Consider the following 23059-nt stretch of genomic DNA (forward strand, 5'->3'; position numbering starts at 1 on the left):
TCGCGACCACTCCTGCCTTTCTTCTTTCCCCCGACGGATCGAGCAGGAAGCGGAGCCCTCACATGAGCCTGTCCCACCCAGGCGGGAGCGTCTCCTTGACCGGCGCCCTGACCGCACAGCGGGCGCGGGCGGCACCAGCCGGGCAGGAGGGCCGTTCCGGCGCACTCCCGGTGGACGACCACCTGGGAGCGGCGGTGGCGGCGGCGCAGCGGGGGGACGAGGACGCCTTCCGGGTGCTCTACCGGTCCCTGCACCCCCAACTGCTCCTGTACGCCCAGGGATTGGTGGGTCCGGCGCTCGCCGCCGGTGTCGAGGCCCAAAGTTGGGAGTACATCGCCCGAAATCTGGCCAAGTTCCAGGGGAACGGCGCCGACTTCCGCGGCTGGTGCGCTCTGATGGTCCGCACCAGAGCCCTGGAACACCCCTGCCGCCAGGACCGGCTCCGGCCCGACGGCGACGAGGCCACGCGGCCCGCCGAGCGGACCCTCGCACTCATCGCGCGGCTGCCGCAGGAGCAGGCGGAGGCACTGCTCCTTCTCCTCGTGGTGAGGCTCGACCTCCGACAGGCGGCCGCCGTGCTCGGCAGACGGGCGAGAACCGTCCGGACCGCCGCACACCGGGGTATGCGCGGACTGGCCAAGCTCCTCGGGGACACCGCCGCCCTGTAGGTCGCCATCCGGCCGAACGGACCGCAGAGCACCTTCTGTGCGGCGGTACGGCAGACACCGGCGCGAGAACGGCCAGCAAGGACCAGGAAAGACCACAGAAAAAAGAGAGGAGAGTCATGCTGGTACACAGACGAAGACGCCGACCGACGCATCGCGTCCGGCCGACGTCTCACCCCCCATTACCGGCCTCGTCAGCCGAACCCGGGCACCTTGAGCTCGGCCCAGACCATCTTGCCTCCGACCGTCGGTTCGACCCCGACGTCGGCCGACAGAGCCGCGACGAGGAACAGTCCACGCCCGCTGACCTGGAACAGGTCAGGGAGCTCGGTGGGAACCACCGGAAGCTCGGTGGAAGTGTCCGTCACCTCCAGGCGCACGCTCTCAGCGCCCGTACGACGGACGGCGAACTCGAACGACGAGCACGTGCAGTGCCGCACATTGCTGCACAGTTCGGTGGCCACGAAGGCGCAGTCGTCGACCAGCTCCTCCAGGCCCCAACTGCACAGGCAGGCGCCGACGATCCGGCGTATCTGCTCCAGGCAGTGCGGGTCGTACTCCATGCGGACCTCGCAGGATCTGCTGATCACTACGAGTTGCTCCGCGGACATGTTCGGCATTGCCCCTCCGGCACCGCTGTAGGTGTCAACTCAACCGAGAACAAAGGACGTTGGACTCGCATCATGTCGAGGCATCTATCACTTAGGCAAGTATTACGTACCAGCCATATCTCTCAAGGGGAGTGCGGCAGATGACAGTTGTCTGGCCGGAAGGCGAGGGACATCATGTGCGCATGCCGCAAAGTGATATGCCCACCATGCGCAGCCGGCGTCTCGGCGCCGAGCTGCGACGACTCCGGTCGGATGCCGGCCTCAAGGTCCAGGACGCGGCCGACGCGCTGGAGTGTGGGCAGCCAAAGATCAGCCAGATCGAGACAGGCAAACGGGGCATCCGGCAACTCGACCTCACCACCCTGCTCAATCTGTACGGGGTGAAGGACGATCAGCAGCGGTCGAATCTGAAGCGGCTCGCCAGGGACATCCACAAGGTCGACTGGTGGTCCGGTCAAGGTCCCTTGATCAGCGGCGACTTGCGCGACTACCTCACGCTGGAGGCCGACTCCTCACTCATCCGCTCTTACGAGCCAATGGTCCTTCCGGGTCTGCTCCAGACAGAGGCATACATGCGGGAGATATTCACCGCGGGAGCCGAAGCGGATCGCGTCGAAACTCTTGTGGAGACACGCATGAGACGCAAAGATCTGCTCGACGGGAACAATGAATTCCGGCTGCGCGTCGTCATCGACGCCCCGGCACTGCACCGCATTTCTGGTCCCGCTGAATTGATCCGTCAACAATTTCAGCACCTGATCGACGTGGGTAATCAGGCCAATGTCACTGTTCAGATCCTCCCCCTGAACATCGCATTGCCGCTCGCGCAGTACGCTCCGTACACGGTGTTCACCCTGCGCGGAGAGCCCCCCATAGAGGTGACCTGGTTGGAACACATGACCGGGGGAACATTGCTTGAGCAGCGGCCTGACGTGCAGGTTTACACCAAAGCCTGGGACGATCTGACGGCCGCCGCGCTCTCTCCCGCCGAGTCTCGCCAGTACATCCTCAAAAACATGAATGGAGAAAGCGGGTCGTGATGTCTCGTACATCTGCGGCCAGTGCCGCGTTCACAGATACAGAAGTCGAATCAGTGAAAGCGAACTGGCACAAGAGCACCTACAGCGGCGCCTCGAACGGCTGCATCGAGCATACGAAGCTTTCGGCCGATCAGCGGGCGATTCGTGACACGAAGAATCGGGAGTTCGGAACACTCGTATTCGACTCCACCTCGTGGCACGCATTCATCGCTGGAATCAACTCCGGGATGCTGCAGATATGAGAACGAACACTGCAAGCGGCACACGTGTCACGCAGCGGGAAAAGGCGCTGCTCTACGCGCTCGACATCTCTCGCGCCCAGTGGACAAGCACCCCGGGGAGCCCCGCCAAGGGCCCTGTGGAGATAGCCCAGCTGGCGAACGGCGCGGTGGCCCTGCGCAACCCCGCAGACCCTCGCGGCCTCGTCCTGCGCTTCACCGCGGAGGAGTGGTACGCGTTCAAGCTCGGGGTGTTTGACGGAGAGTTCGACTGATCTGGCGGGCAGACGCCGAAGGACCCCGCACCATGGCGGGGTCCTTCGGGGTGCCTGTCGGCCTTGCCGGCTGCTTCAGAGGGCCGGTCAGCCCTGCCAGCTGTGCGGGGCGCGGAAGCCGGGCGAGCGCTCCAGGCGGCGCCAGCCGGCCCTGTCGCGACCCCGGCGGGGCGTGGGTGCCTGTGCGGTGGCGGCGGCGCGGGCCAGCAGGATCGCGGTGATGGCGGCGACCTCTTCGGGCTCGGCGTGGCCCTTCTCGACGCGAATGTCGGGGGTAGTCATTGCAGCGTTCTCCTTGTGGGCTACTGCAGGAAGTACTGCGTCAGTACTGCGGATTTACTGCGGAGGGTTGCCGTGCTTGCGCGACGGCAGGTCCGCGTGCTTGTTGCGGAGCATCGCGAGGGAGCTGATCAGCACCTCACGCGTGGCGGCGGGGTCGATGACGTCGTCGACCAGGCCGCGCTCGGCGGCGTAGTAGGGGTGCATCAGTTCGGCCTTGTACTCCTTGACCATCTTCTGACGCATGGCCTCGGGGTCCTCGGCGGCCGCGATCTGGCGGCGGAAGATGACGTTGGCGGCGCCCTCGGCGCCCATCACCGCGATCTCGTTCGTGGGCCAGGCGTAGGTGAGGTCGGCGCCGATGGACTGGCTGTCCATGACGATGTACGCACCTCCATAGGCCTTGCGCAGGATCAGCGAGATGCGCGGGACCGTGGCGTTGCAGTACGCGTAGAGCAGCTTGGCGCCGTGCCGGATGATCCCGCCGTGCTCCTGGTCCACACCCGGCAGGAAGCCGGGCACGTCGAGGAGCGTCACGATCGGGATATTGAAAGCGTCGCACATCTGGACGAAGCGGGCAGCCTTCTCGGAAGCCTCGATGTCCAGGACTCCGGCGAGCGACTGCGGCTGGTTGGCTACGATGCCGACCACCTTGCCGTCCAGACGGGCCAGGGCGCAGATGATGTTGCGGGCCCAGCGCTCGTGGACCTCGAGGTAGTCGCCGTCGTCGACGAGCTCCTCGATGACCTTGGTCATGTCGTACGGACGGTTGCCGTCCGCCGGGACCAGGTCGAGCAGGACTTCCGAGCGGCGGTCCGCCGGGTCGTCCGACTCGTGGGTGGGCGGGTTCTCGCGGTTGTTCGAGGGGAGCATCGCGATGAGGTAGCGGACCTCGGCGAGGCAGGTCTCCTCGTCGTCGTACGCGAAGTGCGCGACGCCCGAGGTCTCGGCGTGCACGTCGGCGCCGCCCAGGCCGTTCTGGGTGATCTCCTCGCCGGTCACCGCACGCACCACGTCGGGTCCGGTGATGAACATCTGCGAGGTCTCGCGGACCATGAAGACGAAGTCGGTGAGGGCGGGGCTGTAGGCGGCACCGCCCGCGCACGGGCCGAGCATGACGCTGATCTGCGGGATGACGCCCGAGGCCTTGGTGTTGCGCTGGAAGATGCCGCCGTACCCGGCGAGCGCGGAGACGCCCTCCTGGATACGGGCCCCCGCGCCGTCGTTCAGGGAGACCAGCGGCGCACCGGCCGCGATGGCCATGTCCATGATCTTGTGGATCTTCGTGGCGTGCGCCTCACCGAGCGCGCCGCCGAAGATGCGGAAGTCGTGGGCGTAGACGAAGACCGTGCGCCCCTCGACCGTGCCCCAGCCGGTGATGACACCGTCGGTGTACGGCTTCTTGGCCTCCAGGCCGAACCCGGTCGCCCGGTGCCGGCGCAGCTGCTCGACCTCCTGGAACGAACCCGCGTCCAGAAGAAGCTCGATCCGCTCGCGGGCGGTCAGCTTGCCCTTGGCGTGCTGGGCCTTCGTCGCCTTCTCGCTCGGGCCGCGCAGGGCCTCGGCACGAATCGCGTGCAGCTCGGCCACGCGCCCGCGCGCGTCGGTGGGCTCGCCCTCGGGAGAAGCGGTGTCGTCCAAAACGGTCATGTAGCGACCATACGAAGCGGGCCTACAGAAACGGACCGTCGACTATGAACAGTCTCCGGCCCGTTTTCCTGGCACCCCTGAACAGAAGGTCCCGTCAGTGCGCCCGAAGTGACTGCTCAGAGCCCTGTTCGGCTGTAGGGATTCCACAAAAGGCTACGTGAGATCCACCTCACAGTCGCCGCGGAGGCGAGCGTACCCGGCGGACCGGCGAGGGGCGCACCCGGCCCGGGGGTCCGAAACCCGTGGGCCGGGAGGGCGAGGAGCGGCGGGGTCACAGTGTGGGCGCTATTGTCGAATGCGGAGTGTGAACACACGGACACGCTTCGCATTAGGTTGAATGTTGAACCGAATGGCGCTAGAGTCAATCTCGTTGAACATTCAACAGATGTAACCCTGTAGCTCGCAGCTCGCACCCCGCCCTCAAGGAGCAGTCATGGGTCTCTTCGGCCGCAAGAACGAAACCGCCACCTCCTCCGCCACGTCCCCCGAAGCCGCCGCCGCGGCGTCCGCCCCGGTCAACCCGGACCTGGCCGCCCTGACCGGCGAGTACGCGATCGACCCCGCGCACACGTCGATCGGCTTCGTCGCGCGCCACGCCATGGTCACCAACGTCAAGGGCTCCTTCACCGACGTCGCAGGCACGCTGCACCTGGACGGCACCGACCCGTCCGGGTCGACGGCTTCCATCGACGTGAAGATGGAGAGCATCGACACCGGCAGCGCGGACCGTGACGGTCACCTGAAGAGCGCGGACTTCTTCAAGATCGACGAGTTCCCGGAGATGACGTTCCGTTCCACGAAGGCGGAGGCGCTGGGTGGCGACGACTACCGCATCACCGGTGACCTGACGATCCTGGACACCACCAAGCCGCTCTCCATCGACCTCGAGTTCAACGGCGCTGCCACGGACCCCTTCGGGAACGAGCGGGTCGGCTTCGAGGGCACGGCGCAGATCCTCCGCTCGGAGTGGGGCCTCACGTGGAACGCCGCGCTCGAGACGGGCGGAGTGCTTGTCTCCGACAAGATCAAGCTGAGCTTCGACATCTCCGCGATCAAGTCCGGGTCTTGAGCCCTGGTTCCTTTTCTGTGCCGCCGCTTCGCGGCGGATTTTCTCCCGCCCACCCGCCTGATTGCCCCGCGTGACGAAGTGGGCTAGGGGCGGGTGGGTCGTTGCATTGGTCGGCTAGCGCAGCAACTGGGCCATCGCCGAAGTCAGTTGCTCCCTCACCTTCGCGTCCGTGATCGTGCCGTCCTCGGCCACCGTTCCCCCGCTCACCGGGATCCGGACACAGGCCTCCTCCACGACAGCCGCACCCGTGTAGCCGAGAACCGCCCGCAGAGTGGCCGCCGCGCCCTCTCCTCGCCCCGGTGCCGCCGCGTTCACCCAGGCGACGGGCTTGTCCGAGATCTCCGTGCCGCCGACAGTCCAGTCGAGCAGGTTCTTGAAGGAGCCGGGCAGGGTCCCCGCGTACTCCGGCGTGCAGACCAGGATCGCCGCCGCCTCGTCGATCGCCGCACGCAACTCCGCCACCGACGGCGGCAGGGGGTCCGTGTCGTCATCGGGGTTGAAGTGGGGCAGCGTCGCGAGACCTTCGTAGCGCAGGGTGCGTACGTTGGAGGGGGCCACGTCTTGCGCGGTGCGCAGCACGGCCTCGTTGGAGGAACCGGCACGCAGGCTTCCGGACAGCAGCAGGATCATGGAGGACATCCGCCGAACGTACCCGCCTCTCCTCTACCTGTCCGGCCCATCGGCACCTCCTATACCGTTCGGGCCGTGAACGAGTTCATACAGCAACTGCCTGCTCTCATAGGCGTGATCGTTGGTGCGCTCGGTTCGTACCTGGCGATCACCCGGGGCGACCGGGCCCGCTTCCAGCGGGAGCAGGCGGCTCGCTGGGAGGAGCGGCGCCTCGCCGTATACGGGGACTATGCGCGCGTGGTGAAGCAGACGGTCACGCTCACCTACCGCGTATCGGCCCACCTCGGCAACGACCCGCACCCGCACCCCCTCTCCCCCGAAGAGGCGGAACCCCATCTGGCGGAAGCCACCATCGCGCGGGATCCGGCCGGTGAGGCGCTGCTGATGCTCGGCACTCCGGACGTGGTGGACAAGGCACGGGTCTGGGTCCTCACGGTCGTCGAGATGGAAGGCTTCCTGCGCGAGGACATCCGGGATCCGGAGGCGTGGTCAGCGCTCCTGGACCGCCAACGGAAGACGCGCGAGGGCTACTACCAAGCGGTCCGGCGCGACTTGGCGCTCCCGCCCGGCCATTCGGGGACCTGGAGCATGCCGCCGCCGACGGGGGCTTGAGCCTTCCGGCTGTGGCCAGTTCGGCCGGCGACCGAGGTACCGCAGCAGCTCAGCTGCCTCCCCCGCATCCGCCCTACCCTCCTCCGCCTCAAGAGCGGGCACGAAGGCGAAGGCGCGTACCGGCTCTACGGCCGCGGTCATGGTGCAAGGCGGGGTCGGTACCCGTAACTCCTGAACCGTCTCGCCGACCGTCGCCCAGGCCTCGGCGGAGGCCCGTCCGACACGCCTCGGACGGCCGAGCGCCGAGCAGAGACGCCTTGCCCTAGAGCGCGGTCCAGCTTCTAGCCTCCCGCTCATGACCACACGGCCAGAGCAGCAAGAGAAGCAAGAGCGCAGGATCGGCAGCAGGTTCGGGGGCGTGAGCACGGCGGACGACGTACTCGACGGGGTCGATCTCTCGGGCAAGGCGGCGCTGGTCACCGGCGGCTACTCGGGGCTCGGTCTGGAGATCACCCGGGCGCTCGCCAGGGCAGGCGCGCACGTCGTCGTCCCCGCTCGCAGGCCGGACGTGGCGGAGAAGGCGCTGCGGGGCATGGAGCGTGTGGAAGTGCGGGCGCTGGACCTGGCCGACCAGGGCAGCGTCAGGCGCTTCGCGGGCCGCTTCCTCGCGACGACGCACCGCAGCCTCGACATCCTCATCAACAACGCGGGCGTGATGGCCTGCCCCGAGAGCCGCGTCGGACCGGACGGCACCTGGGAGTCCCACTTCGCGATCAACCACCTGGGCCACTTCGCCCTGGTCAACCACCTCTATCCGGCGCTGAGTCCGGGCACCGCGCGCGTGGTCTCCGTGGCCTCGTCCGGGCACTTCCTCTCCGACATCCGCTGGGCGGACCCGCACTTCCACCAGGGCTACGACCGCTGGCTCGCCTACGCCCAGTCCAAGACGGCGAACGCGCTCTTCGCCGTCCACCTCGATTCCCTTGGAACGGCGGACACCGGCGTACGAGCCTTCTCCGTACATCCGGGCAGCATCCTGACGCCCCTCCAGCGCCACATCCCCCACGAGGAGCAGGTCGCCCAGGGCTGGATGTCCGCCGACGGCACCCCGGCGCGAGGATTCAAGACCCCGGCGCAGGGCGCGGCCACCGCGGTCTGGGCTGCGACGTCACCGCTCCTCGACGCCCATGGCGGCGCGTACTGCCAGGACTGCGACATCGCGGAGCCCGCCACGACGGACGACATGCTGATCGGCGGCGTCAAACCCTGGGCGACGGACCCGGAGGCCGCGGCCCGCCTCTGGCAACTGTCCGCGGAGCTCACGGGATTGGGCGGCCTGGCGGCCTAGAGCCCGGCCGTGGAGTCGGCGTGGTCGAGGATCGCTTTCGCTAGCGGGGGCTGCACCGCCGGGGGCAGTGCGTGGCCCATGCCCGCGATCTCCACCACGCGTGCGCCGCCGCCGATGACCTGCGCCAGGTGGTACGGATGCGGGGGCGGGAACACCGGCTCGGCCGAGGCGGAGACGACGAGTGTGGGGACCTTCGAGCCGGCCAGTTCGTCGGTGCGGAGCATGTGGGAGTCGTCGGCTCGGGCGTGGGCCGTCGAGGCGATGTGAGTGCCGGTGTGCTCGATGATCCGGCGCTCGAGATCGCGGAAGTACGGTGCATCGAAGGGAAGTTGGCCGCCGTTCAGGACGCGCCAGTGCTCCACCCGGCGGTCAAGTTCGGCCTCCGGGCCCTTGTCCTCGAACGGGCGTGACCACATCTCCAGGGCTTCCGGAGCGATGCCGGGCAGTTCGCCGACCGGGACTTCGGTGCCGTCCGGGGTCATGTACGGAGTCCCGCTGAGCGCGCACGTGCCGATCAGCGTGGCGCTCAGGACGCGCTCGGGGTGGTCGGCCAGGACCAGCTGGGTCAGCATGCCGCCCAGTGACAGGCCCACCAGATGCGCCCGCTCGACACCGAGGCCGTCCAGGACCGCCACGGCATCCTGCGCCAAGTCGGTGATGGGGTAAGGGTGTTGATCGAAGGTGGAGGTGGAGCGGCCCGTGTCCCGGTGGTCGTAGCGGATGACCTGGTACCGGGCGGCAAGCATGTCGACGAAGGTGTCGGGCCAGCCGAGGCCCGAAGCCTGGGCACCCATGACCAGAAGCAGCGCGGGGGCATCGGGCGCGCCCCGCCGCTCCGTCCACAGGCGGACAGCGGGGGCGACTTCGACGTACTCCTGCTGCCGCGACTGTTGCCGCACGGGTGACCTCCCGGGTCAACTGGACGATCGGACACGAAACAAAGCGAGACGCTACGTATCGTCTCGCGTTCTGTCCGTTCCGTCAACCGTTGGCCCCGTCCGCCTCTCCCCCTAGAACCCGCCGCCCCCGAAGTCGCCGCCACCCCCGAAGTCCCCACCGCCACCGAAGTCACCGCCGCCGCCGAAGTCACCCGGGTCGAAGTCCGACCCCGAGTAGTCCCCGCCGTCGTACCCGGACCCGGCACCGAAGTCCCCGTACCCGGAGCCGTAATCCGCGCCGTACGCCGGGCTCGCCATCATTCCGCCCAGCATCGTGCCGACCAGGAGGCCCGGCAGGATGCCGCCGCCGAAGTAGCCACCGGCCCAAGGGCCGTATGCCGGGCCCGCCTCCCAGTACGGGCGGCGCTCCCCCGACTCCGTGGCCACCGTCCTGGACAGGGGTTCCTGGCCGTCGGCCAGGCGTGTCGCGTCCGCCTGGCAGACCGGGACCGTGCGCTCGGCCCCGGCAGGCGGCGCCCACTGCGCGTCCTTCACCGACGGGCCGTGCCGCGGGTCGAAGAAGCAGGGAGCGCGCCGCTCCGGCAGGGGACGGCCCTCCCGGCGCGCGGCGAGCAGGGCGAGCGAGAAGCGGCCGTCCTCAAGGGACTGGGTGACTCCCCGTACGTCCTCGGGCCGCTCCGCAGCCGCCATGAACGACTTCGCCTTCTCGTACGAGTCGAGCGCCCGTTCGTAGTCGGCGCGCATCGCGTCGTCAGCGCCCGCCTCCGCGGGATGGAAGTCGAGGCGGTCGAGCTCCTCGCCGTACGCCGTGATGTCCTCGTCCACCACGACCCGCAGCTTCTCAAGGGCAGCCCGCTGCTCGTCGGCCCGCCGCCGCCGGTTGCGCCGGACCACCGCGTACGTCGCCCCGGCGCCCGCCACGAGCACCGCACCGACACCGATGAGACCGCCCACGTTGACGCCGTCGTCGGAACCCGAACCGGAAGAACCGCCCCATGAGTCGGGCGCCGAGCCGTGAGCGTCCTTCACCGCCTGGTCGACGAAGGCGTTCAGCTGGGCCTTGGTGTCGCCCTCGTCCCCGTACGTCGTGACCAGGTTGGAGACGGCCGCGCCGCTCAGCACCTGCCTGTCGGCCTTCGCGTTGAAGGCGTCACCGAGCCGGACCCCGTACACACCCGTCACGCCGGTCTCGGTGCGCAGCTTGTTGAAGAGCTTCTTCTTCGGGAAGTCCGCGGGCAGCACCGCCACGAAGACCGGCTTGTCGGCGTCCTTGATCTTCTGCGCGAGGGCGTTCGCCTCGACCCCGGACAGCTCGTCCGACACGGCCGGGTCCACGTACACCGGGCTCTTCTCCCAGGCGTCGGCCACGGCCGGGACGCCGGTGGCCGCCGCAGCTCCGGGCGCCGCCGTGAACGACACGGCGCCCAGAGCCATGAGAAGCCCGGACAGCGCGACAGTGACTCGCTTGGTCCCATTCCTCATACATCGAAGCTAACCCAGTCGGGCGTCCGACGGCGGCCCGGGGCCGACCCGGTTTCGCCCGGTTTCCTACTCCACGGGCTCGACGCCCGCCCGCAGCAGGCCGAACGTGTACGCGTCCTCCAGGGCCTGCCAGGACGCCGCGATCACGTTCTCCGCCACACCCACCGTCGACCATTCCCCGTCACCGTCACTGGTGGAGATAAGGACCCGGGTCGTGGACGACGTGCCGTGCTTGCCCTCCAGGATGCGGACCTTGTAGTCGACGAGCTCCATCTTGGCGAGCTGGGGGTAGATGCGCTCGAGGCCGACACGCAGCGAGCGGTCGAGGGCGTTGACCGGGCCGTTGCCCTCCGCCGTGGCGACGATGCGCTCGCCCTTGGCCCACAGCTTCACCGTCGCCTCGTTGGCGTGCGTGCCGTCGGGCCGGTCCTCGACGATGGCCCGCCAGGACTCGACGCGGAAGTAGCGCCGGGCCCGGCCCTCGGCCTCCTCGCGGAGCAGCAGCTCGAAGGACGCGTCGGCCGCCTCGTACGTGTAGCCGTTGAGCTCGCGCTCCTTGACCCGCTCCACGACCCGGCCCACCAACGCCCGGTCGTCGCCCAGGTCGATCCCGAGCTCCTTGCCCTTGAGCTCGATGGAGGCGCGCCCCGCCATGTCGGAGACCAGCATCCGGATGCGGTTGCCCACCAGGTCCGGGTCGATGTGCTGGTAGAGATCCGGGTCGACCTTGATCGCGGAGGCGTGCAGGCCCGCCTTGTGCGCGAAGGCCGAGACGCCTACGTACGGCTGGTGCGTGGAGGGGGTGAGGTTGACGACCTCGGCGATGGCGTGCGAGACGCGGGTCATCTCGCTCAGCGAGCCCTCGGGCAGGACCCGCATGCCGTACTTCAGCTCAAGGGCGCCGACCACGGGGAAGAGGTTGGCGTTGCCGACCCGCTCGCCGTAGCCGTTGGCGGTGCACTGCACGTGGGTGGCGCCGGCGTCGACGGCCGCGAGGGTGTTGGCGACCGCGCACCCCGTGTCGTCCTGCGCGTGGATGCCGAGCCGGGCGCCGGTGTCGGCGAGCACGGTGCCCACGATCGCCTGGACCTGGGCGGGGAGCATGCCGCCGTTGGTGTCGCACAGGACGACGACGTCGGCGCCCGCCTCGGAGGCCGTGCGGACGACGGACTTCGCGTACGCGGCGTTGGCGCGGTAGCCGTCGAAGAAGTGCTCGCAGTCGACGAAGACCCGACGCCCCTGGCCCACGAGGTAGGAGACGGTGTCCCGCACCATCTCCAGGTTCTCCTCCAGGGTCGTGCGCAGAGCGAGCTCGACATGCCGGTCATGAGATTTGGCGACGAGCGTGATGACCGGGGCGCCGGACTCCAGCAGGGCGTTGACCTGCGGGTCCGTGGCCGCGTTGCCACCCGCGCGGCGCGTGGCGCCGAAGGCCACGAGCTGGGCGCGCCGGAAGGTGATCTCTTGCTGGGCGCGGGAGAAGAACTCGGTGTCGCGGGGGTTGGCACCCGGCCAGCCGCCCTCGATGAAGCCCACGCCGAAGTCGTCCAGGTGCCGGGCGATGGTCAGCTTGTCCGCGACGGTCAGGTTGATTCCCTCGCGCTGCGCGCCGTCGCGCAGCGTGGTGTCAAAGACGTGGAACGTATCGTCGGGTGTGCTGGTTTCCGTCATGCTGATCTGGCTCCTGTGTCGGATCTCGGTCTACCGGAATGACCGGCTCCACCGCCTCAATGATCCCTCGCGCTCCGCGTCCGGCTGATGTTGGGCCAGGAAACGAAAAAACCCCTCGTGGGTACGAGAGGTTTGCGCGCGGGTCTGGAGACGACGGTGTCCGCCCGTACATGGTGGTACGAGACGGTCACTGCGGACCGGCGCGCCTGCTGCCAATAATCATGGCGAACGAGAGCACGCTGACACCCTGCCACAGCCCGCACACGCCGCGCTGCCCCGTCTCACGATGCGGGCGACGCGTCCAGCGCGCCGCCCGCGTGACGTGGGGCCTCAGTTCTGGCGCGGGTGACGTACGAAGACGTCCCGCACCCCGTTGGTGTCGCCGGACACCAGATTCGTGGCGTCCGACGAGAACGCGACGGTCCCGGCGTCCGCGCTGAGCGCGTAGTGGGACACGCCGGAGTCGGCGTCGCCGCCGCCCTGCGGCACGTCCACGCGCTGGTTCTTTCCGGTGCGCAGATCGCGTACGTAGAGGGAGCCGTGCCCGGGATCGTCGGCGACGAGACCGGAGGCGCTCGAGCTGAACACGACGTGGCGGCCGTCCGGCGTGATCCGGGGCTCGGTCGAGGTGCCGTCCGTCTGGCCGCCGTCGGCGTCGTACACGATCCGCTCGATGACATCGGTGCGCAGGTCGATGCGGAAGATGTCGTACTTCTCGTTGGTGTCGCCAGGGACCAGATCGCCCGACCGCGCGGAGAAGACGCCGTACCGCCCGTCCTTGCTCAGCGAGTCGACACCGACCTCGCGATCCGCGCCCGACGGTGTGAGGTCGAGCCGCCTGCCCTGGCCCGCCTTCGTGTCATAGATGTAGGTGCGGCTGTCGAGGCCGGGACGCTGCTGGCCGATCGAGTAGCCGATGTGGCTGCCGTCGGCGCTCACGGTGAACTGCCCGATGAAGTACGAGGAGCTGGCAGGGCCCGTGACGATCTCGCTGATCCGCTTGGTGGTCCCCTTCTTGCGGTCGCGGACGTACACGCCGGTGTTCATCCCGTCGACGTAGTCGCCGTTCTCCTTGAGCTGCGAGACGAACGTGACGTATCTGCCGTCCGCGCTCGTCTGCGCGGGTGTCGTGCTCTCCCCGGTCACGGGCTTGTCCGCGTCCGAGAGACTGACGAGCTCGGTCCGCTTCTTCTTGAGGTCCCGCAGGTAGATGCCGCTGTAGTAATGGCCGTCCGCGTCGTACGAGACGGCGGCGAACGTCACGTAGCGGCCGTCGGCGCTGATGGTCGGCCGCTGGCCCACGAAGTCGGTGAACTCGGCGCCCGAGTCCTGCACGCTGACCCGCTCCACCGTGCCGCGCCGCAGGTCACGTACGTACACATCGGGCCAGGTGTCGGTGTCGCCCGGCACGAGGTTCTTCGCCTCCGTCGAGAAGACCACGTACCGCCCGTCGGCGCTGACGTCCGGCAGCTCCGACGCCCCGTCGGTCTGTGTCCCGTCGGCGGCGACGCTGACCCGTTCGGTGCGGGGCGCGGCGACGGGTGCGGCATCGGGTGCGGCGGACGCGGCGGGCAGGGTGGCGGCCGTGATCGCGGCGACGAGCGCGGCGGCGGCCAGGGTGGCGCGGAGCTTGGTTCTGGACGTGGTGCTGGGCGTGGTGCTGGCAGTGGTTCTGGGCATGGCGCTGCGCATGGTCAAGTCCCCCGTGTTGCAGTGGTGTTGAGTGCACGCAATGTCTCTGATGCGCTGGATGCTCCAACGGTTCCAGGGGACGCAGGGGACACGCAATCCGCCGGAACGCGTACAACCTAGACGGGGGTGACGCGGTCCTGGGGGCCGGAGGCGAGCGCTCCGTCCAGGAACTCCCTTACGTGCGCGAGGATTTGGTCCCGGCTCGTGCCACGCAGGCCGATGGCCACGTGGATGGAGAACCCGTCGAGCAGCGCCCGGAGCCGCGCCGCGAACCGGTCGGGGTCCAGGGCTCCGAACTCGCCGCGCGACACGCCCTCGGCGAGCAGCGCCACCAGGTCGCGGTGCCAGGCGCTCTCGATGGCGACCTGCCGGTCGCGCTCGTCCTCGTCGGCGTTCAGGGAGCGGTTCCAGACCTCGAGCCAGAGCGTCCAGTGGGGGTCGCCGGGGGCGTCGGGGACGTACAGATCGACGTACGCGTCGAGGCGCTCGCGTGCCGTGCCCCGCCGCGCGAGCAGCCTGCCGCGCTCGGCGCCGAGCGCGGACTCGCTCCACTCCAGGGTGCGCAGGAGCAGCTCGTCCTTGGTGCGGAAGTAGTAGAGCAGGTGGCCGCTGCTCATGCCGACCTCGCGGCCGAGCGCGGCCATGGTCAGCTTCTCCAGGCCACGCTCGGCGATCATCTCCATGGCAGCGGCAAGGACGTCCTCGCGCGGTGGCGCGTTCTTCCGACGGGCGGCCTCGGCCACGGGGACTCCTGCGGTGATTCGTCTGACGCCGGATGCGCCAGATGGACTGGCTAGATCTTCGGCTGCTGCTGGGTGATGCAGTGGATGCCACCACCCCCGGCAAAGATCGTACGGGCGTCCACGAGCGTCACGGTCCGCTCAGGGAAGAGACGGCGGAAGATGCCTGCCGCGATCTCGTCGCGCGGGTCGTCGAAGGCGCACAGGACGACGCCGCCGTTGCAGAGGTAGTGGTTGATGTAGGAGTAGTCGACCCAGCCGTCGTCGTCGGTGAGGACCGTCGGCGCCGGCACCTCGACGATCCGCAGGGTGCGGCCCCTGGCGTCGGTCTGCCCCCGCAGGATCCCGATGATCTCCTTGCTGACCTCGAAGTCCGGGTGGGCGGGGTCCTGCTGCGCGTGGACGAGCACGACACCGGGCGCGGCGAAGGCGGCGACGATGTCGACGTGCCCCCGGGTGCCGAACTGCCCGTAGTCGCCGGTCAGGCCCTTCGGCAGCCAGATCGCCTTCTCCGTGCCGATACGGGCGTGGATCTCCTCCTCCGCCTGCTCACGGGTCAGTCCCGGATTGCGTCCGGGGTCGAGCTGGACCGTGTCCGTCAGGAGGACGGTGCCCTCGCCGTCGACGTGGATGCCGCCGCCCTCGTTGACCAGGGGCGAGGAGTGGACGGGCACGCCCGCGATGTCGGCGACGTGCCGGGCGATCTTCGCGTCGTGCTCCCAGCGGGCCCAGTCCTGGCCGCCCCAGCCGTTGAACGTCCAGTCCACAGCGGCGAGTCGCTGACCATCGCGTACGAAGGTGGGGCCGATGTCACGCATCCACGCGTCGTCCAGATCGCGCTCGACCAGTTCGACGTCAGGACCGACGAGCGCGCGGGCCGACTCGCTCTGGCCGGTACCGACGATCATCGTGACGGGTTCGAAGCGGCGTACGGCACGGGCGACGCCCGCCCAGGCGGCCCGTGCCTCTGCCAGCTCACGCTCGTCCGTGAAGGTGGTGTTGGGGCCGGGCCAGGCCATCCAGGTGCGCTCGTGCGGGGCCCACTCGGCGGGCATACGGAAGGTCATGGTGATCCCTACGGGAAGGACGGGCAGCGGGCGGGGCTACAGGAAGTACAGGCGGTTGAGCGATACGGAGTCGGCGGGCTCGGAGCGGACCGGGTCGCCGTCGAGCGTGACGAGGCCGGAGCGCTGGTCGACGTCGATCGAGCCGGTACGGGAGTTGAGGCGCAGGTCGGCGGGCCCGATCCCCCGGGTGCCGTGCACGGCGACCCTGCGCCGCCGGGTCGGCATCTGGTCGTTGCCCTGGTCGACGGCGGCCCGCGCGACGAAGGCCACCGAGATGTCGGCGGGCGTCGCGCCGTACGACCCGAACTGCGGCCCGAGGACGAGGGGCTCGCAGGTGTCGGTCGCGGCGTTCGGATCACCCACGACCCCGTAGGCGGGGAAGCCGGACTTCAGTACCAACTGCGGCTTGGCGCCGAAGAATTCGGGACGCCAGAGCACGACGTCGGCCATCTTGCCGACCTCGATGGAGCCGACCTCGTGGGACAGACCGTGGGCGATGGCGGGGTTGATGGTCAGCTTGGCCATGTAGCGCAGGACGCGCGCGTTGTCGTCGCCGTCGCCGTCGCCCTCCATGGGACCGAGCTCGGCCTTCATCTTCCCGGCCATGGCGAAGGTCCTGCGTACGGTCTCGCCCGCGCGCCCCATGCCCTGCGCGTCCGACGAGGTGATCCCGATGGCGCCCAGGTCGTGCAGCACGTCCTCGGCGCCCATGGTCCCGGCGCGGATGCGGTCGCGGGCCATGGCGGCGTCGCCCGGCAGGTCGGTCTTCAGGTCGTGGACGGAGACGATCATCCCGTAGTGCTCGGCGACCGCGTCGCGCCCGAAGGGCAGCGTGGGGTTGGTGGAGGAGCCGATCACGTTCGGCACGCCCGCCATCTTCAGGACGTTCGGTACGTGTCCGCCGCCGCAGCCCTCGATGTGGAAGGCGTGAATGGTCCGCCCTTCCAACACCCTCAGCGTGTCCTCGACGGACAGACACTCGTTCAACCCGTCGCTGTGCAGGGCGACTTGGACGTCATGTTCCTCGGCGACCCGCAGGGCGGTGTCCAGCGCACGCGTATGGGCGCCCATGTCCTCGTGCACCTTGAAGCCCGACGCACCGCCCTCGGCGAGCGCCTCGATCAACGGGGCGTCGTGCGAGGACGAACCCCGGCCGAGGAAGCCGATGTTGACCGGCCAGGCGTCGAAGGCGTTGAACGCGTGCCGCAGCGCCCAGGGGGAGTTGACGCCGACGCCCCACACGGGCCCGAATTCCTGGCCGATGATCGTCGTCACCCCGGAGGCGAGCGAGGCCTCCATGATGCGCGGCGAGAGCAGGTGGACGTGGGTGTCCACGGCTCCGGCGGTGGCGATGAGCCCCTCCCCCGACACGATGGACGTGCCGGTGCCGACCACGACGTCGACCCCGTCGAGGGTGTCCGGATTACCGGCCCGCCCGATGGCGTGGATACGGCCTTCCCTGATCCCGATCGACACCTTGCGGATGCCCTGCACGGCGTCGATCACCAGCACGTTGCTGATCACGACGTCACAGGTCTCGCGGACGGCGGCGGCCTTCAGGTGCAGCCCGTCACGGGCCGTCTTGCCGAACCCGGCGAGGAACTCCTCGCCGTACTTCTGCGCGTCGGACTCCACCCGGACGGTCAGGCCCGAGTCGCCGAGCCGGACGCGGTCGCCCGCGCGGGGTCCGTGCGTGGCCGCGTACGCGTAGGGATCGATGCTCATCGTTCAACTCCTCCGTCGGCTCCTCCGTCTGCTCCCAGATAGCCGCAGGCCACGGCCCTGCGCAGGGCCTCTTCCTTGGCGCCGGGCGCGTCGAGCGCGCCGTCCACCAGACCGGCGAAGCCGATCGCGACGCGCTCACCGCCGATCGGCACGAGCCCGACCTCGACGCTCTCGCCGGGGCCGAAGCGGACGGAGGACCCCGCGGGCACCGCGAGCCGCATGCCGTAGGCGGCGGAGCGGTCGAAGTCGAGCCGGGGGTTGGCCTCGAAGAGGTGGAAGTGCGAGGTCACGGAGACGGGCACGGTGGCGGTGTTGTGCACGGTGAGCGTCGCGACGGGCGCGAGCTCCGCGTGCGGCGGCCCGGGAAGCAGCGCGCCCGGAGCCGCATCGCCCATCCCCGCCCCGATCGGCTGTGAGACGACCGCGAGCCGGGACCCGTCGTCGAAGACGGCCTCCACATGCACCTCGGTCACCACGTCCGCCACGCCCGGCAGGACGTCGTCGGGGCCCAGGACCGAGCGGGCCCGCTCGATCGCATCGGCGAGCCTGGCCCCGTCGCGGGCCGCCTCGCACACCGTGTCCGCGATCAGCGCGGTCGCCTCGGGGACGTTGAGTCTGAGGCCGCGCGCCTTGCGGGCCCTGGCGAGCTCGGCCGCCCCGAAGAGCAGCAGCCGGTCGCGTTCCGTGGGGGTAAGCCGCACGCCACCACACCTCCATCGTTTGAACAACACTCTAACCACCAGATTGATCCAGCGGAAACATTGACGTACGAGCATGCCTCAGGTCACATTGAGCGGCACTCAAACAGTCGAACGGCGGCCTGTGTGCGCAGGCGGCCACGATCGAGCGTCAGGGGCACCCTCATGCCGATAGAACAGCGCGGAGTCGACACCATCCCGGACGGGGAACGCACCAGCGGCCCCCGCGATCTCATCTCGATCCTGCTCGGCTCCAACCTCTGTCTCGGGGTGATCGTCTTCGGCTGGCTGCCGGTGTCGTTCGGCCTCGGCTGGTGGGCGTCGATCACCTCGGTGGTGGCGGGCACGGTGCTCGGCACCGCCCTCACCGCACCTCTCGCCCTGGTCTCGCTCCGCACGGGCACGAACCTCTCCACCTCCTCCGGCGCGCAGTTCGGCGTCCGGGGCCGCCTGGTCGGCTCGATCGTCGGCCTCCTCCTCTCCCTCGGCTACACCGCGCTGACCGTCTGGATCGGCGGCGACGTGATGGTGGGCGTACTGCACCGCCTGATCGGGCTCCCGGCGGGCGGCCTCTCGTACGGGATCGTGTACGCGCTTCTCGCCGCCGCGACGGTGACGGGCGCGGTGTACGGATACCGGGTCCTGCTGCGCCTCTCGCGCGTCCTCGCGGTCGGCATGACGGCGCTGCTGATCCTCGGCGTCGTGGCGTACGCCCCCGACTTCACGACGTCGTCGCTCCCCGAGGCGGGCGGCTACCTCCTGGGCTCGTTCTGGCCGACGTGGCTCCTCGCCCTGGTGGCGGCGGGTCTGAGCGGCCCCATCGCGTTCATCACGCTCCTGGGCGACTACACGCGTTACGTCTCCCCCACCCGCCACAGCTCGCGTACGGTCCTGCGGGCGTCGTGGGTCGGCCTGCTCGCCGGGCTCCTGGTCCCCCAGCTCTTCGGTACGTTCACGGCGTACGCGGCGGGGGCGGCGCTCGACTACGCGGGCCCGCTGGTCTCGGCGTCCCCCACCTGGTACTTGGTCCCGCTCCTGCTCGCCGCGTCGGCGGGCTCGGTGGGCAACGCGGGTCTGATGCTGTATTCGATGGGCCTGGATCTGGACGCGATCCTGCCGCGCGCGTCCCGCGCCCGCGCGACGTACACGGTGGCGGTGGTCGCCACGGGGTGCGTGTTCGTGGGCCACTACGCGTGGGAGGCGCAGGACGCGATGACGTCCTTCGTGCTGCTCCTGACGGCGATCGGCACACCCTGGGCGGTGATCACCCTGGTCGGCTTCGCGCGCTGCGGGGGCGTCTACGACGCCGAGGCGCTCCAGGTCTTCAACCGCCGTTCCAGGGGCGGGATCTACTGGTACCGCGCGGGCTGGAACATCCCGGCAACGGCGAGCTGGGCGCTCGGCGCGGTGGTCGGCCTCGCTGCGGTCTCCCTCCCCTCCTACGAGGGGCCGCTGCTCTCCCTCACGGGTGGGGTGGACTGCAGCTTCCTGCTGTCGGGCGTGGTGGGCGGCCTTGCGTACGTGATCCTGGAGCGAAGGCAGGCGCCCGAGCCCGCGGCGGTCAGCGTGCCGACGCCGTGATCAGCTCATGCAGATAGCGCTTGACGATGACACCGCCGTACGTCCCTTCGATCAACGCCCTTACGCACCCGAGCAGTCCGTCCCGCGTCGGGTCGTCGAGAGTGCGGTGCCCCGAGTAGGTCCGCAGTACGTCGATGTACTGATCGGCGGTGTAGGTGATGTCGCGCGCGAAGCGCCGCACGGTGACAGGGCCGAGGCAGTCCGCTCGCTCCAGCTCCCCCGTGTCGCTGTGGACGGTGCTCTCCGCGGGCAGCCGCAGGCCCGGCTCGGTGGCGTCGGGATCCCAGCGCTCGTAGCACCCCTGCACTTCGACCCAGAACTCCGAACTGCCCCCGGCGACGTGCTCGGTGGTGACGACCAGGTCGTACGGTTCCGGGGGCAACGCCCACGTTTCGAACTCGGCCACTTCTACGTGGGCGCGGGGATACGGGCCCCACTGTCCCACCACAGGCACCTCCTGGCGGGGCTCTCCCACCCACCCGCCCGATCACCCCGCATTCACCCCTGAACGAACAGGCTTTCCCACCCACCCGATTGCCCCGCGTTGTCAGACAGCGCGAAGGCCGGTCCCGGAAGACTCACTTCCGGGCCCGGCCCTCACCCACGTACGCGGCTAAGCCCTCAGCCGAGATCATGCATCCAGCCGTGCCGGTCCTTCGCCGTGCCGCGCTGCACGTCGAGCAGCGCCTCGCGCAGCTTCATCGTGACCGGGCCCGGCTCGCCGCCGCTCTGGGTCCATTCGCCCGAACGGCACTTGACCGTACCCACGGGAGTGATCACGGCAGCGGTGCCGCACGCGAAGACCTCCGTCAGCGTGCCGTCGGACGTGTCCGCCTGCCACTGGTCGATCGAGACCCGCGACTCCTCCGAGGAGTAACCCAGGTCGCGGGCGACCGTCAGCAGCGAGTCACGGGTGATTCCGGCGAGCAGCGAGCCCGTCAGGGTCGGGGTGACGATCTTGTCCCCGTACACGAAGTACAGGTTCATCCCGCCGAGCTCCTCGACCCACTTGTGCTCCACGGCGTCCAGGTACGCCACCTGGTCGCAGCCCTTCTCCGCGGCCTCGGCCTGCGCGAGCAGGGACGCCGCGTAGTTGCCGCCGGTCTTGGCGTCGCCCACACCGCCGGGGACCGCCCGCACGCGGTCCTCCGACAGCCAGATCGAGACGGGCTTGACGCCACCGGGGAAGTACGCGCCCGCGGGCGACGCGATGACGATGAAGAGGTACTCGTTGGCCGGCTTCACACCGAGCCCGACCTCGCTCGCGATCATGAACGGACGCAGGTAGAGCGACTCCTCGCCACCGTGCTCCGGCACCCACGCCTTGTCCGCCCTCACCAGCGCGTCACACGCCTCGATGAACGTCTCGACCGGCAGCTCCGGCATGGCGAGGCGCCGCGCCGACCGCTGGAAGCGCTCCGCGTTGGCCTCGGGGCGGAAGGAGGCGACCGAGCCGTCGGGGCGGCGGTAGGCCTTGAGGCCCTCGAAGATCTCCTGCGCGTAGTGCAGGACGTTGGTCGCCGGGTCGAGCGAGAGCGGGCCGTACGGCGTGAGCTGACCGTCGTGCCAGCCCCGGCCCTCGGTCCACTTGATCGTCACCATGTGATCGGTGAAGTGGCGACCGAACCCGGGATTGGCCAGGATCGCCTCGCGCTCCGCCCTGGACAGCGGGCTCGAGGTGGGCTTGAGCTCGATCGTGGTTGTCGGCGTCGTCGTCATGAGTACTAGTCCTTCACGGTGTGATGGTGACGGACCGCGCTCACGCCCGTACGTCCCTTACCAGCTCGTGCTGGCTCGTACTAGGACGTCCGAGTAACCCTGCATTCCGCGGTCCCACGTTCGATTATCGCTCGCGTGGCTCCGAGGAAGAAACAGCGTGAATGCGGCCCAGGGGTCGATACTGGCACCCGGAGCCGCATACGAGAAGCCGCCGGGTCGTGAACCGGACCCGGCGGCTTCTGTGATGTCAGTGAGCTACCGGGTCAGCCCGCTACTCGTACGGCGAGCGCGTCGCCGATCTCTTCGGTGCTGCGGACCGTGTCGCCGCGCTCCGCGAGGTCGGCGGAGACCGCGGCCTCGATGCGCGCCGCCTCGTCCTCGTACCCGAGGTGACGCAGGAGCAGCGCGACGGACAGGACGGTGGCCGAGGGGTCGGCCTTGCCCTGGCCCGCGATGTCCGGCGCCGAGCCGTGCACGGGCTCGAACATCGACGGGAACTCGCGGCTCGGGTTGATGTTGCCGGAGGCCGCGACGCCGATGCCGCCGGAGACGGCCGCGGCGAGGTCGGTGATGATGTCGCCGAAGAGGTTGTCGGTGACGATCACGTCGAAGCGGGCCGGGTCGGTGACGAGGTAGATCGTCGCCGCGTCCACGTGGATGTAGTCGGTGGTGACGTCGGGGAACTCCTTCGCCACCTTGTTGAACACGTTCGTCCAGAGGTGACCGGCGTACGCGAGGACGTTGTTCTTGTGGACCAGCGTCAGCTTCTTGCGCGGGCGGGCCTGGGCACGGGCGAAGGCGTCACGGACCACGCGCTCCACACCGAAGGCGGTGTTGACGGAGACCTCGGTGGCCACCTCGTGCGGGGTACCGGTGCGGATCGAGCCGCCGTTGCCCGTGTAGGGGCCCTCGGTTCCTTCGCGTACGACGATGAAGTCGATCTCGGGCTGGCCCTTGAGGGGGGTCGAGACACCCGGGAGCAGCTTCGAGGGCCGCAGGTTGACGTGGTGGTCGAAGAGGAAGCGGAGCTTCAGCAGGAAGCCGCGCTCCAGGACGCCGGACGGGACCGAGGGGTCTCCGATCGCGCCGAGGAGGATGGCGTTGTACTGCTTGAGGGCGTCGACGTCGGCGTCGGTGAGGGTCTCACCGGAGGCGTGGTAGCGCTTGGCTCCGAAGTCGAACTCCTTGGTCTCCAGCTTCACATCCTGCGGGAGGACGGCATTGAGGACCTTGAGCCCCTGGGCCACGACTTCCGGGCCGATTCCATCACCGGGGATCACTGCGAGATTGAGGATGCGAGAACTTGCCGACATGCGAGCAGCGTACGCCTCGTCCCACGGGATGACACGCGCAGTCCGACATGCGGACACCCCTGGTCACGCCGCCGACCGTGCCGCGCGCAGGCCACCGCATGGACACCCGGTTTTCACCCTCAGGCCTGGTGGGAG

At 69.2% G+C, this 23059-nt stretch carries 23 protein-coding genes; 8 read left to right on the forward strand and 15 right to left on the reverse strand.

What is annotated here, in order from left to right:
- Nucleotides 1-62: 62 nt before the first annotated feature.
- On the forward strand, nt 63-668 hold the full coding sequence (locus ACWFRJ_RS32670; protein ID WP_453539055.1) for an RNA polymerase sigma factor: 606 nt from the start codon (nt 63-65) through the stop codon (nt 666-668).
- A gap of 191 nt (nt 669-859) precedes the next feature.
- On the opposite strand, the gene ACWFRJ_RS32675 is transcribed toward ACWFRJ_RS32670, so the two are convergent.
- A complete protein-coding gene (locus tag ACWFRJ_RS32675; RefSeq protein WP_453539058.1) occupies nt 860-1285 on the reverse strand; it encodes an ATP-binding protein in 426 nt (141 codons plus the stop codon).
- A gap of 173 nt (nt 1286-1458) precedes the next feature.
- Here ACWFRJ_RS32675 and ACWFRJ_RS32680 point away from each other — a divergent pair, with 173 nt between their 5' ends.
- From ACWFRJ_RS32680 to ACWFRJ_RS32690, 3 genes are read left to right on the forward strand one after another with little or no spacing between them, the layout of a single operon-like run.
- Complete coding sequence (locus ACWFRJ_RS32680; RefSeq protein WP_453539415.1) at nt 1459-2316, forward strand: helix-turn-helix domain-containing protein; 858 nt, start codon at nt 1459-1461, stop codon at nt 2314-2316.
- Nucleotides 2316-2558, forward strand: a complete 243-nt coding sequence (locus tag ACWFRJ_RS32685) for a DUF397 domain-containing protein (protein WP_453539418.1) — start codon at nt 2316-2318, stop codon at nt 2556-2558. The genes ACWFRJ_RS32680 and ACWFRJ_RS32685 overlap by 1 nt, the downstream gene beginning before the upstream one ends.
- The gene (locus tag ACWFRJ_RS32690; protein ID WP_453539061.1) at nt 2555-2809 is read left to right on the forward strand and encodes a DUF397 domain-containing protein; all 255 of its coding nucleotides are present in this window, start codon (nt 2555-2557) and stop codon (nt 2807-2809) included. The genes ACWFRJ_RS32685 and ACWFRJ_RS32690 overlap by 4 nt, the downstream gene beginning before the upstream one ends.
- Before the next feature lie 87 nt (nt 2810-2896).
- Here the strand turns inward: ACWFRJ_RS32690 and ACWFRJ_RS32695 are convergent, their stop codons facing one another.
- Both ACWFRJ_RS32695 and ACWFRJ_RS32700 read right to left on the reverse strand, forming a co-directional pair.
- On the reverse strand, nt 2897-3091 hold the full coding sequence (locus ACWFRJ_RS32695; RefSeq protein WP_453539064.1) for an acyl-CoA carboxylase subunit epsilon: 195 nt from the start codon (nt 3089-3091) through the stop codon (nt 2897-2899).
- 54 nt (nt 3092-3145) lie between these two features.
- Entirely contained in the window at nt 3146-4738 is a 1593-nt protein-coding gene (locus tag ACWFRJ_RS32700; RefSeq protein WP_453539067.1) for an acyl-CoA carboxylase subunit beta, read from the reverse strand.
- A gap of 433 nt (nt 4739-5171) precedes the next feature.
- Here ACWFRJ_RS32700 and ACWFRJ_RS32705 point away from each other — a divergent pair, with 433 nt between their 5' ends.
- Nucleotides 5172-5807: a YceI family protein gene (locus tag ACWFRJ_RS32705; RefSeq protein WP_453539070.1), complete on the forward strand. Its 636-nt coding sequence runs from the start codon at nt 5172-5174 to the stop codon at nt 5805-5807.
- 114 nt (nt 5808-5921) lie between these two features.
- Here ACWFRJ_RS32705 and ACWFRJ_RS32710 read toward each other — a convergent pair whose 3' ends face one another.
- Entirely contained in the window at nt 5922-6446 is a 525-nt protein-coding gene (locus tag ACWFRJ_RS32710) for an NADPH-dependent FMN reductase (RefSeq protein ID WP_453539073.1), read from the reverse strand.
- Between the two features lie 66 nt (nt 6447-6512).
- Here ACWFRJ_RS32710 and ACWFRJ_RS32715 point away from each other — a divergent pair, with 66 nt between their 5' ends.
- Both ACWFRJ_RS32715 and ACWFRJ_RS32720 read left to right on the forward strand, forming a co-directional pair.
- The gene (locus ACWFRJ_RS32715) at nt 6513-7049 is read left to right on the forward strand and encodes a hypothetical protein (RefSeq protein WP_453539076.1); all 537 of its coding nucleotides are present in this window, start codon (nt 6513-6515) and stop codon (nt 7047-7049) included.
- 295 nt (nt 7050-7344) lie between these two features.
- Entirely contained in the window at nt 7345-8337 is a 993-nt protein-coding gene (locus tag ACWFRJ_RS32720) for an SDR family NAD(P)-dependent oxidoreductase (RefSeq protein WP_453539079.1), read from the forward strand.
- Here the strand turns inward: ACWFRJ_RS32720 and ACWFRJ_RS32725 are convergent.
- The 8 genes from ACWFRJ_RS32725 to ureA form a co-directional block, all read right to left on the reverse strand.
- On the reverse strand, nt 8334-9236 hold the full coding sequence (locus ACWFRJ_RS32725) for an alpha/beta fold hydrolase (protein ID WP_453539082.1): 903 nt from the start codon (nt 9234-9236) through the stop codon (nt 8334-8336). The two genes, ACWFRJ_RS32720 and ACWFRJ_RS32725, sit on opposite strands and share 4 nt — an antisense overlap.
- A 111-nt stretch (nt 9237-9347) precedes the next feature.
- Nucleotides 9348-10718 (reverse strand): hypothetical protein, encoded by a 1371-nt coding sequence (locus ACWFRJ_RS32730; protein ID WP_453539085.1) that lies wholly within the window; start codon nt 10716-10718, stop codon nt 9348-9350.
- Between the two features lie 66 nt (nt 10719-10784).
- Nucleotides 10785-12389, reverse strand: a complete 1605-nt coding sequence (cimA, locus tag ACWFRJ_RS32735; protein ID WP_453539088.1) for a citramalate synthase — start codon at nt 12387-12389, stop codon at nt 10785-10787.
- A gap of 330 nt (nt 12390-12719) precedes the next feature.
- Nucleotides 12720-14069 carry a TolB family protein gene (locus tag ACWFRJ_RS32740; protein ID WP_453539091.1) on the reverse strand — a complete coding sequence of 450 codons (1350 nt, stop codon included), beginning with the start codon at nt 14067-14069 and terminating at the stop codon, nt 12720-12722.
- A gap of 128 nt (nt 14070-14197) precedes the next feature.
- On the reverse strand, nt 14198-14764 hold the full coding sequence (locus ACWFRJ_RS32745; protein ID WP_453539421.1) for a TetR/AcrR family transcriptional regulator: 567 nt from the start codon (nt 14762-14764) through the stop codon (nt 14198-14200).
- 110 nt (nt 14765-14874) lie between these two features.
- Nucleotides 14875-15888, reverse strand: a complete 1014-nt coding sequence (locus ACWFRJ_RS32750; protein WP_453539094.1) for an agmatine deiminase family protein — start codon at nt 15886-15888, stop codon at nt 14875-14877.
- Nucleotides 15889-15924: 36 nt separating this feature from the next.
- Nucleotides 15925-17613 carry an urease subunit alpha gene (locus ACWFRJ_RS32755; RefSeq protein ID WP_453539097.1) on the reverse strand — a complete coding sequence of 563 codons (1689 nt, stop codon included), beginning with the start codon at nt 17611-17613 and terminating at the stop codon, nt 15925-15927.
- On the reverse strand, nt 17610-18314 hold the full coding sequence (gene ureA / locus ACWFRJ_RS32760) for an urease subunit gamma (RefSeq protein WP_453539100.1): 705 nt from the start codon (nt 18312-18314) through the stop codon (nt 17610-17612). The genes ACWFRJ_RS32755 and ureA overlap by 4 nt, the downstream gene beginning before the upstream one ends.
- A 162-nt stretch (nt 18315-18476) precedes the next feature.
- Here ureA and ACWFRJ_RS32765 point away from each other — a divergent pair, with 162 nt between their 5' ends.
- Complete coding sequence (locus ACWFRJ_RS32765; RefSeq protein ID WP_453539103.1) at nt 18477-19892, forward strand: cytosine permease; 1416 nt, start codon at nt 18477-18479, stop codon at nt 19890-19892.
- Here ACWFRJ_RS32765 and ACWFRJ_RS32770 read toward each other — a convergent pair.
- The 3 genes from ACWFRJ_RS32770 to ACWFRJ_RS32780 form a co-directional block, all read right to left on the reverse strand.
- A complete protein-coding gene (locus tag ACWFRJ_RS32770; protein WP_453539106.1) occupies nt 19873-20340 on the reverse strand; it encodes a hypothetical protein in 468 nt (155 codons plus the stop codon). The two genes, ACWFRJ_RS32765 and ACWFRJ_RS32770, sit on opposite strands and share 20 nt — an antisense overlap.
- A 173-nt stretch (nt 20341-20513) precedes the next feature.
- Nucleotides 20514-21611: a branched-chain amino acid aminotransferase gene (locus ACWFRJ_RS32775; RefSeq protein WP_453539109.1), complete on the reverse strand. Its 1098-nt coding sequence runs from the start codon at nt 21609-21611 to the stop codon at nt 20514-20516.
- A gap of 263 nt (nt 21612-21874) precedes the next feature.
- Nucleotides 21875-22924 carry a 3-isopropylmalate dehydrogenase gene (locus ACWFRJ_RS32780; RefSeq protein ID WP_453539112.1) on the reverse strand — a complete coding sequence of 350 codons (1050 nt, stop codon included), beginning with the start codon at nt 22922-22924 and terminating at the stop codon, nt 21875-21877.
- Between the last annotated feature and the right edge of the window lie 135 nt (nt 22925-23059).

This window comes from Streptomyces sp. NPDC055239 (assembly GCF_053606205.1).

Excerpts from the sequence above, each read along its gene's own strand:
- ACWFRJ_RS32670 (WP_453539055.1), top strand. The coding sequence starts at position 63 with ATGAGCCTGTCCCACCCAGGCGGGAGCGTCTCCTTGACCGGCGCCCTG.
- ACWFRJ_RS32675 (WP_453539058.1), bottom strand. The coding sequence starts at position 1,285 with ATGCCGAACATGTCCGCGGAGCAACTCGTAGTGATCAGCAGATCCTGC.
- ACWFRJ_RS32680 (WP_453539415.1), top strand. The coding sequence starts at position 1,459 with ATGCCGCAAAGTGATATGCCCACCATGCGCAGCCGGCGTCTCGGCGCC.
- ACWFRJ_RS32685 (WP_453539418.1), top strand. The coding sequence starts at position 2,316 with ATGTCTCGTACATCTGCGGCCAGTGCCGCGTTCACAGATACAGAAGTC.
- ACWFRJ_RS32690 (WP_453539061.1), top strand. The coding sequence starts at position 2,555 with ATGAGAACGAACACTGCAAGCGGCACACGTGTCACGCAGCGGGAAAAG.
- ACWFRJ_RS32695 (WP_453539064.1), bottom strand. The coding sequence starts at position 3,091 with ATGACTACCCCCGACATTCGCGTCGAGAAGGGCCACGCCGAGCCCGAA.
- ACWFRJ_RS32700 (WP_453539067.1), bottom strand. The coding sequence starts at position 4,738 with ATGACCGTTTTGGACGACACCGCTTCTCCCGAGGGCGAGCCCACCGAC.
- ACWFRJ_RS32705 (WP_453539070.1), top strand. The coding sequence starts at position 5,172 with ATGGGTCTCTTCGGCCGCAAGAACGAAACCGCCACCTCCTCCGCCACG.
- ACWFRJ_RS32710 (WP_453539073.1), bottom strand. The coding sequence starts at position 6,446 with ATGTCCTCCATGATCCTGCTGCTGTCCGGAAGCCTGCGTGCCGGTTCC.
- ACWFRJ_RS32720 (WP_453539079.1), top strand. The coding sequence starts at position 7,345 with ATGACCACACGGCCAGAGCAGCAAGAGAAGCAAGAGCGCAGGATCGGC.
- ACWFRJ_RS32730 (WP_453539085.1), bottom strand. The coding sequence starts at position 10,718 with ATGAGGAATGGGACCAAGCGAGTCACTGTCGCGCTGTCCGGGCTTCTC.
- cimA (WP_453539088.1), bottom strand. The coding sequence starts at position 12,389 with ATGACGGAAACCAGCACACCCGACGATACGTTCCACGTCTTTGACACC.
- ACWFRJ_RS32740 (WP_453539091.1), bottom strand. The coding sequence starts at position 14,069 with ATGCCCAGAACCACTGCCAGCACCACGCCCAGCACCACGTCCAGAACC.
- ACWFRJ_RS32745 (WP_453539421.1), bottom strand. The coding sequence starts at position 14,764 with ATGGAGATGATCGCCGAGCGTGGCCTGGAGAAGCTGACCATGGCCGCG.
- ACWFRJ_RS32750 (WP_453539094.1), bottom strand. The coding sequence starts at position 15,888 with ATGACCTTCCGTATGCCCGCCGAGTGGGCCCCGCACGAGCGCACCTGG.
- ACWFRJ_RS32755 (WP_453539097.1), bottom strand. The coding sequence starts at position 17,613 with ATGAGCATCGATCCCTACGCGTACGCGGCCACGCACGGACCCCGCGCG.
- ACWFRJ_RS32765 (WP_453539103.1), top strand. The coding sequence starts at position 18,477 with ATGCCGATAGAACAGCGCGGAGTCGACACCATCCCGGACGGGGAACGC.
- ACWFRJ_RS32775 (WP_453539109.1), bottom strand. The coding sequence starts at position 21,611 with ATGACGACGACGCCGACAACCACGATCGAGCTCAAGCCCACCTCGAGC.
- ACWFRJ_RS32780 (WP_453539112.1), bottom strand. The coding sequence starts at position 22,924 with ATGTCGGCAAGTTCTCGCATCCTCAATCTCGCAGTGATCCCCGGTGAT.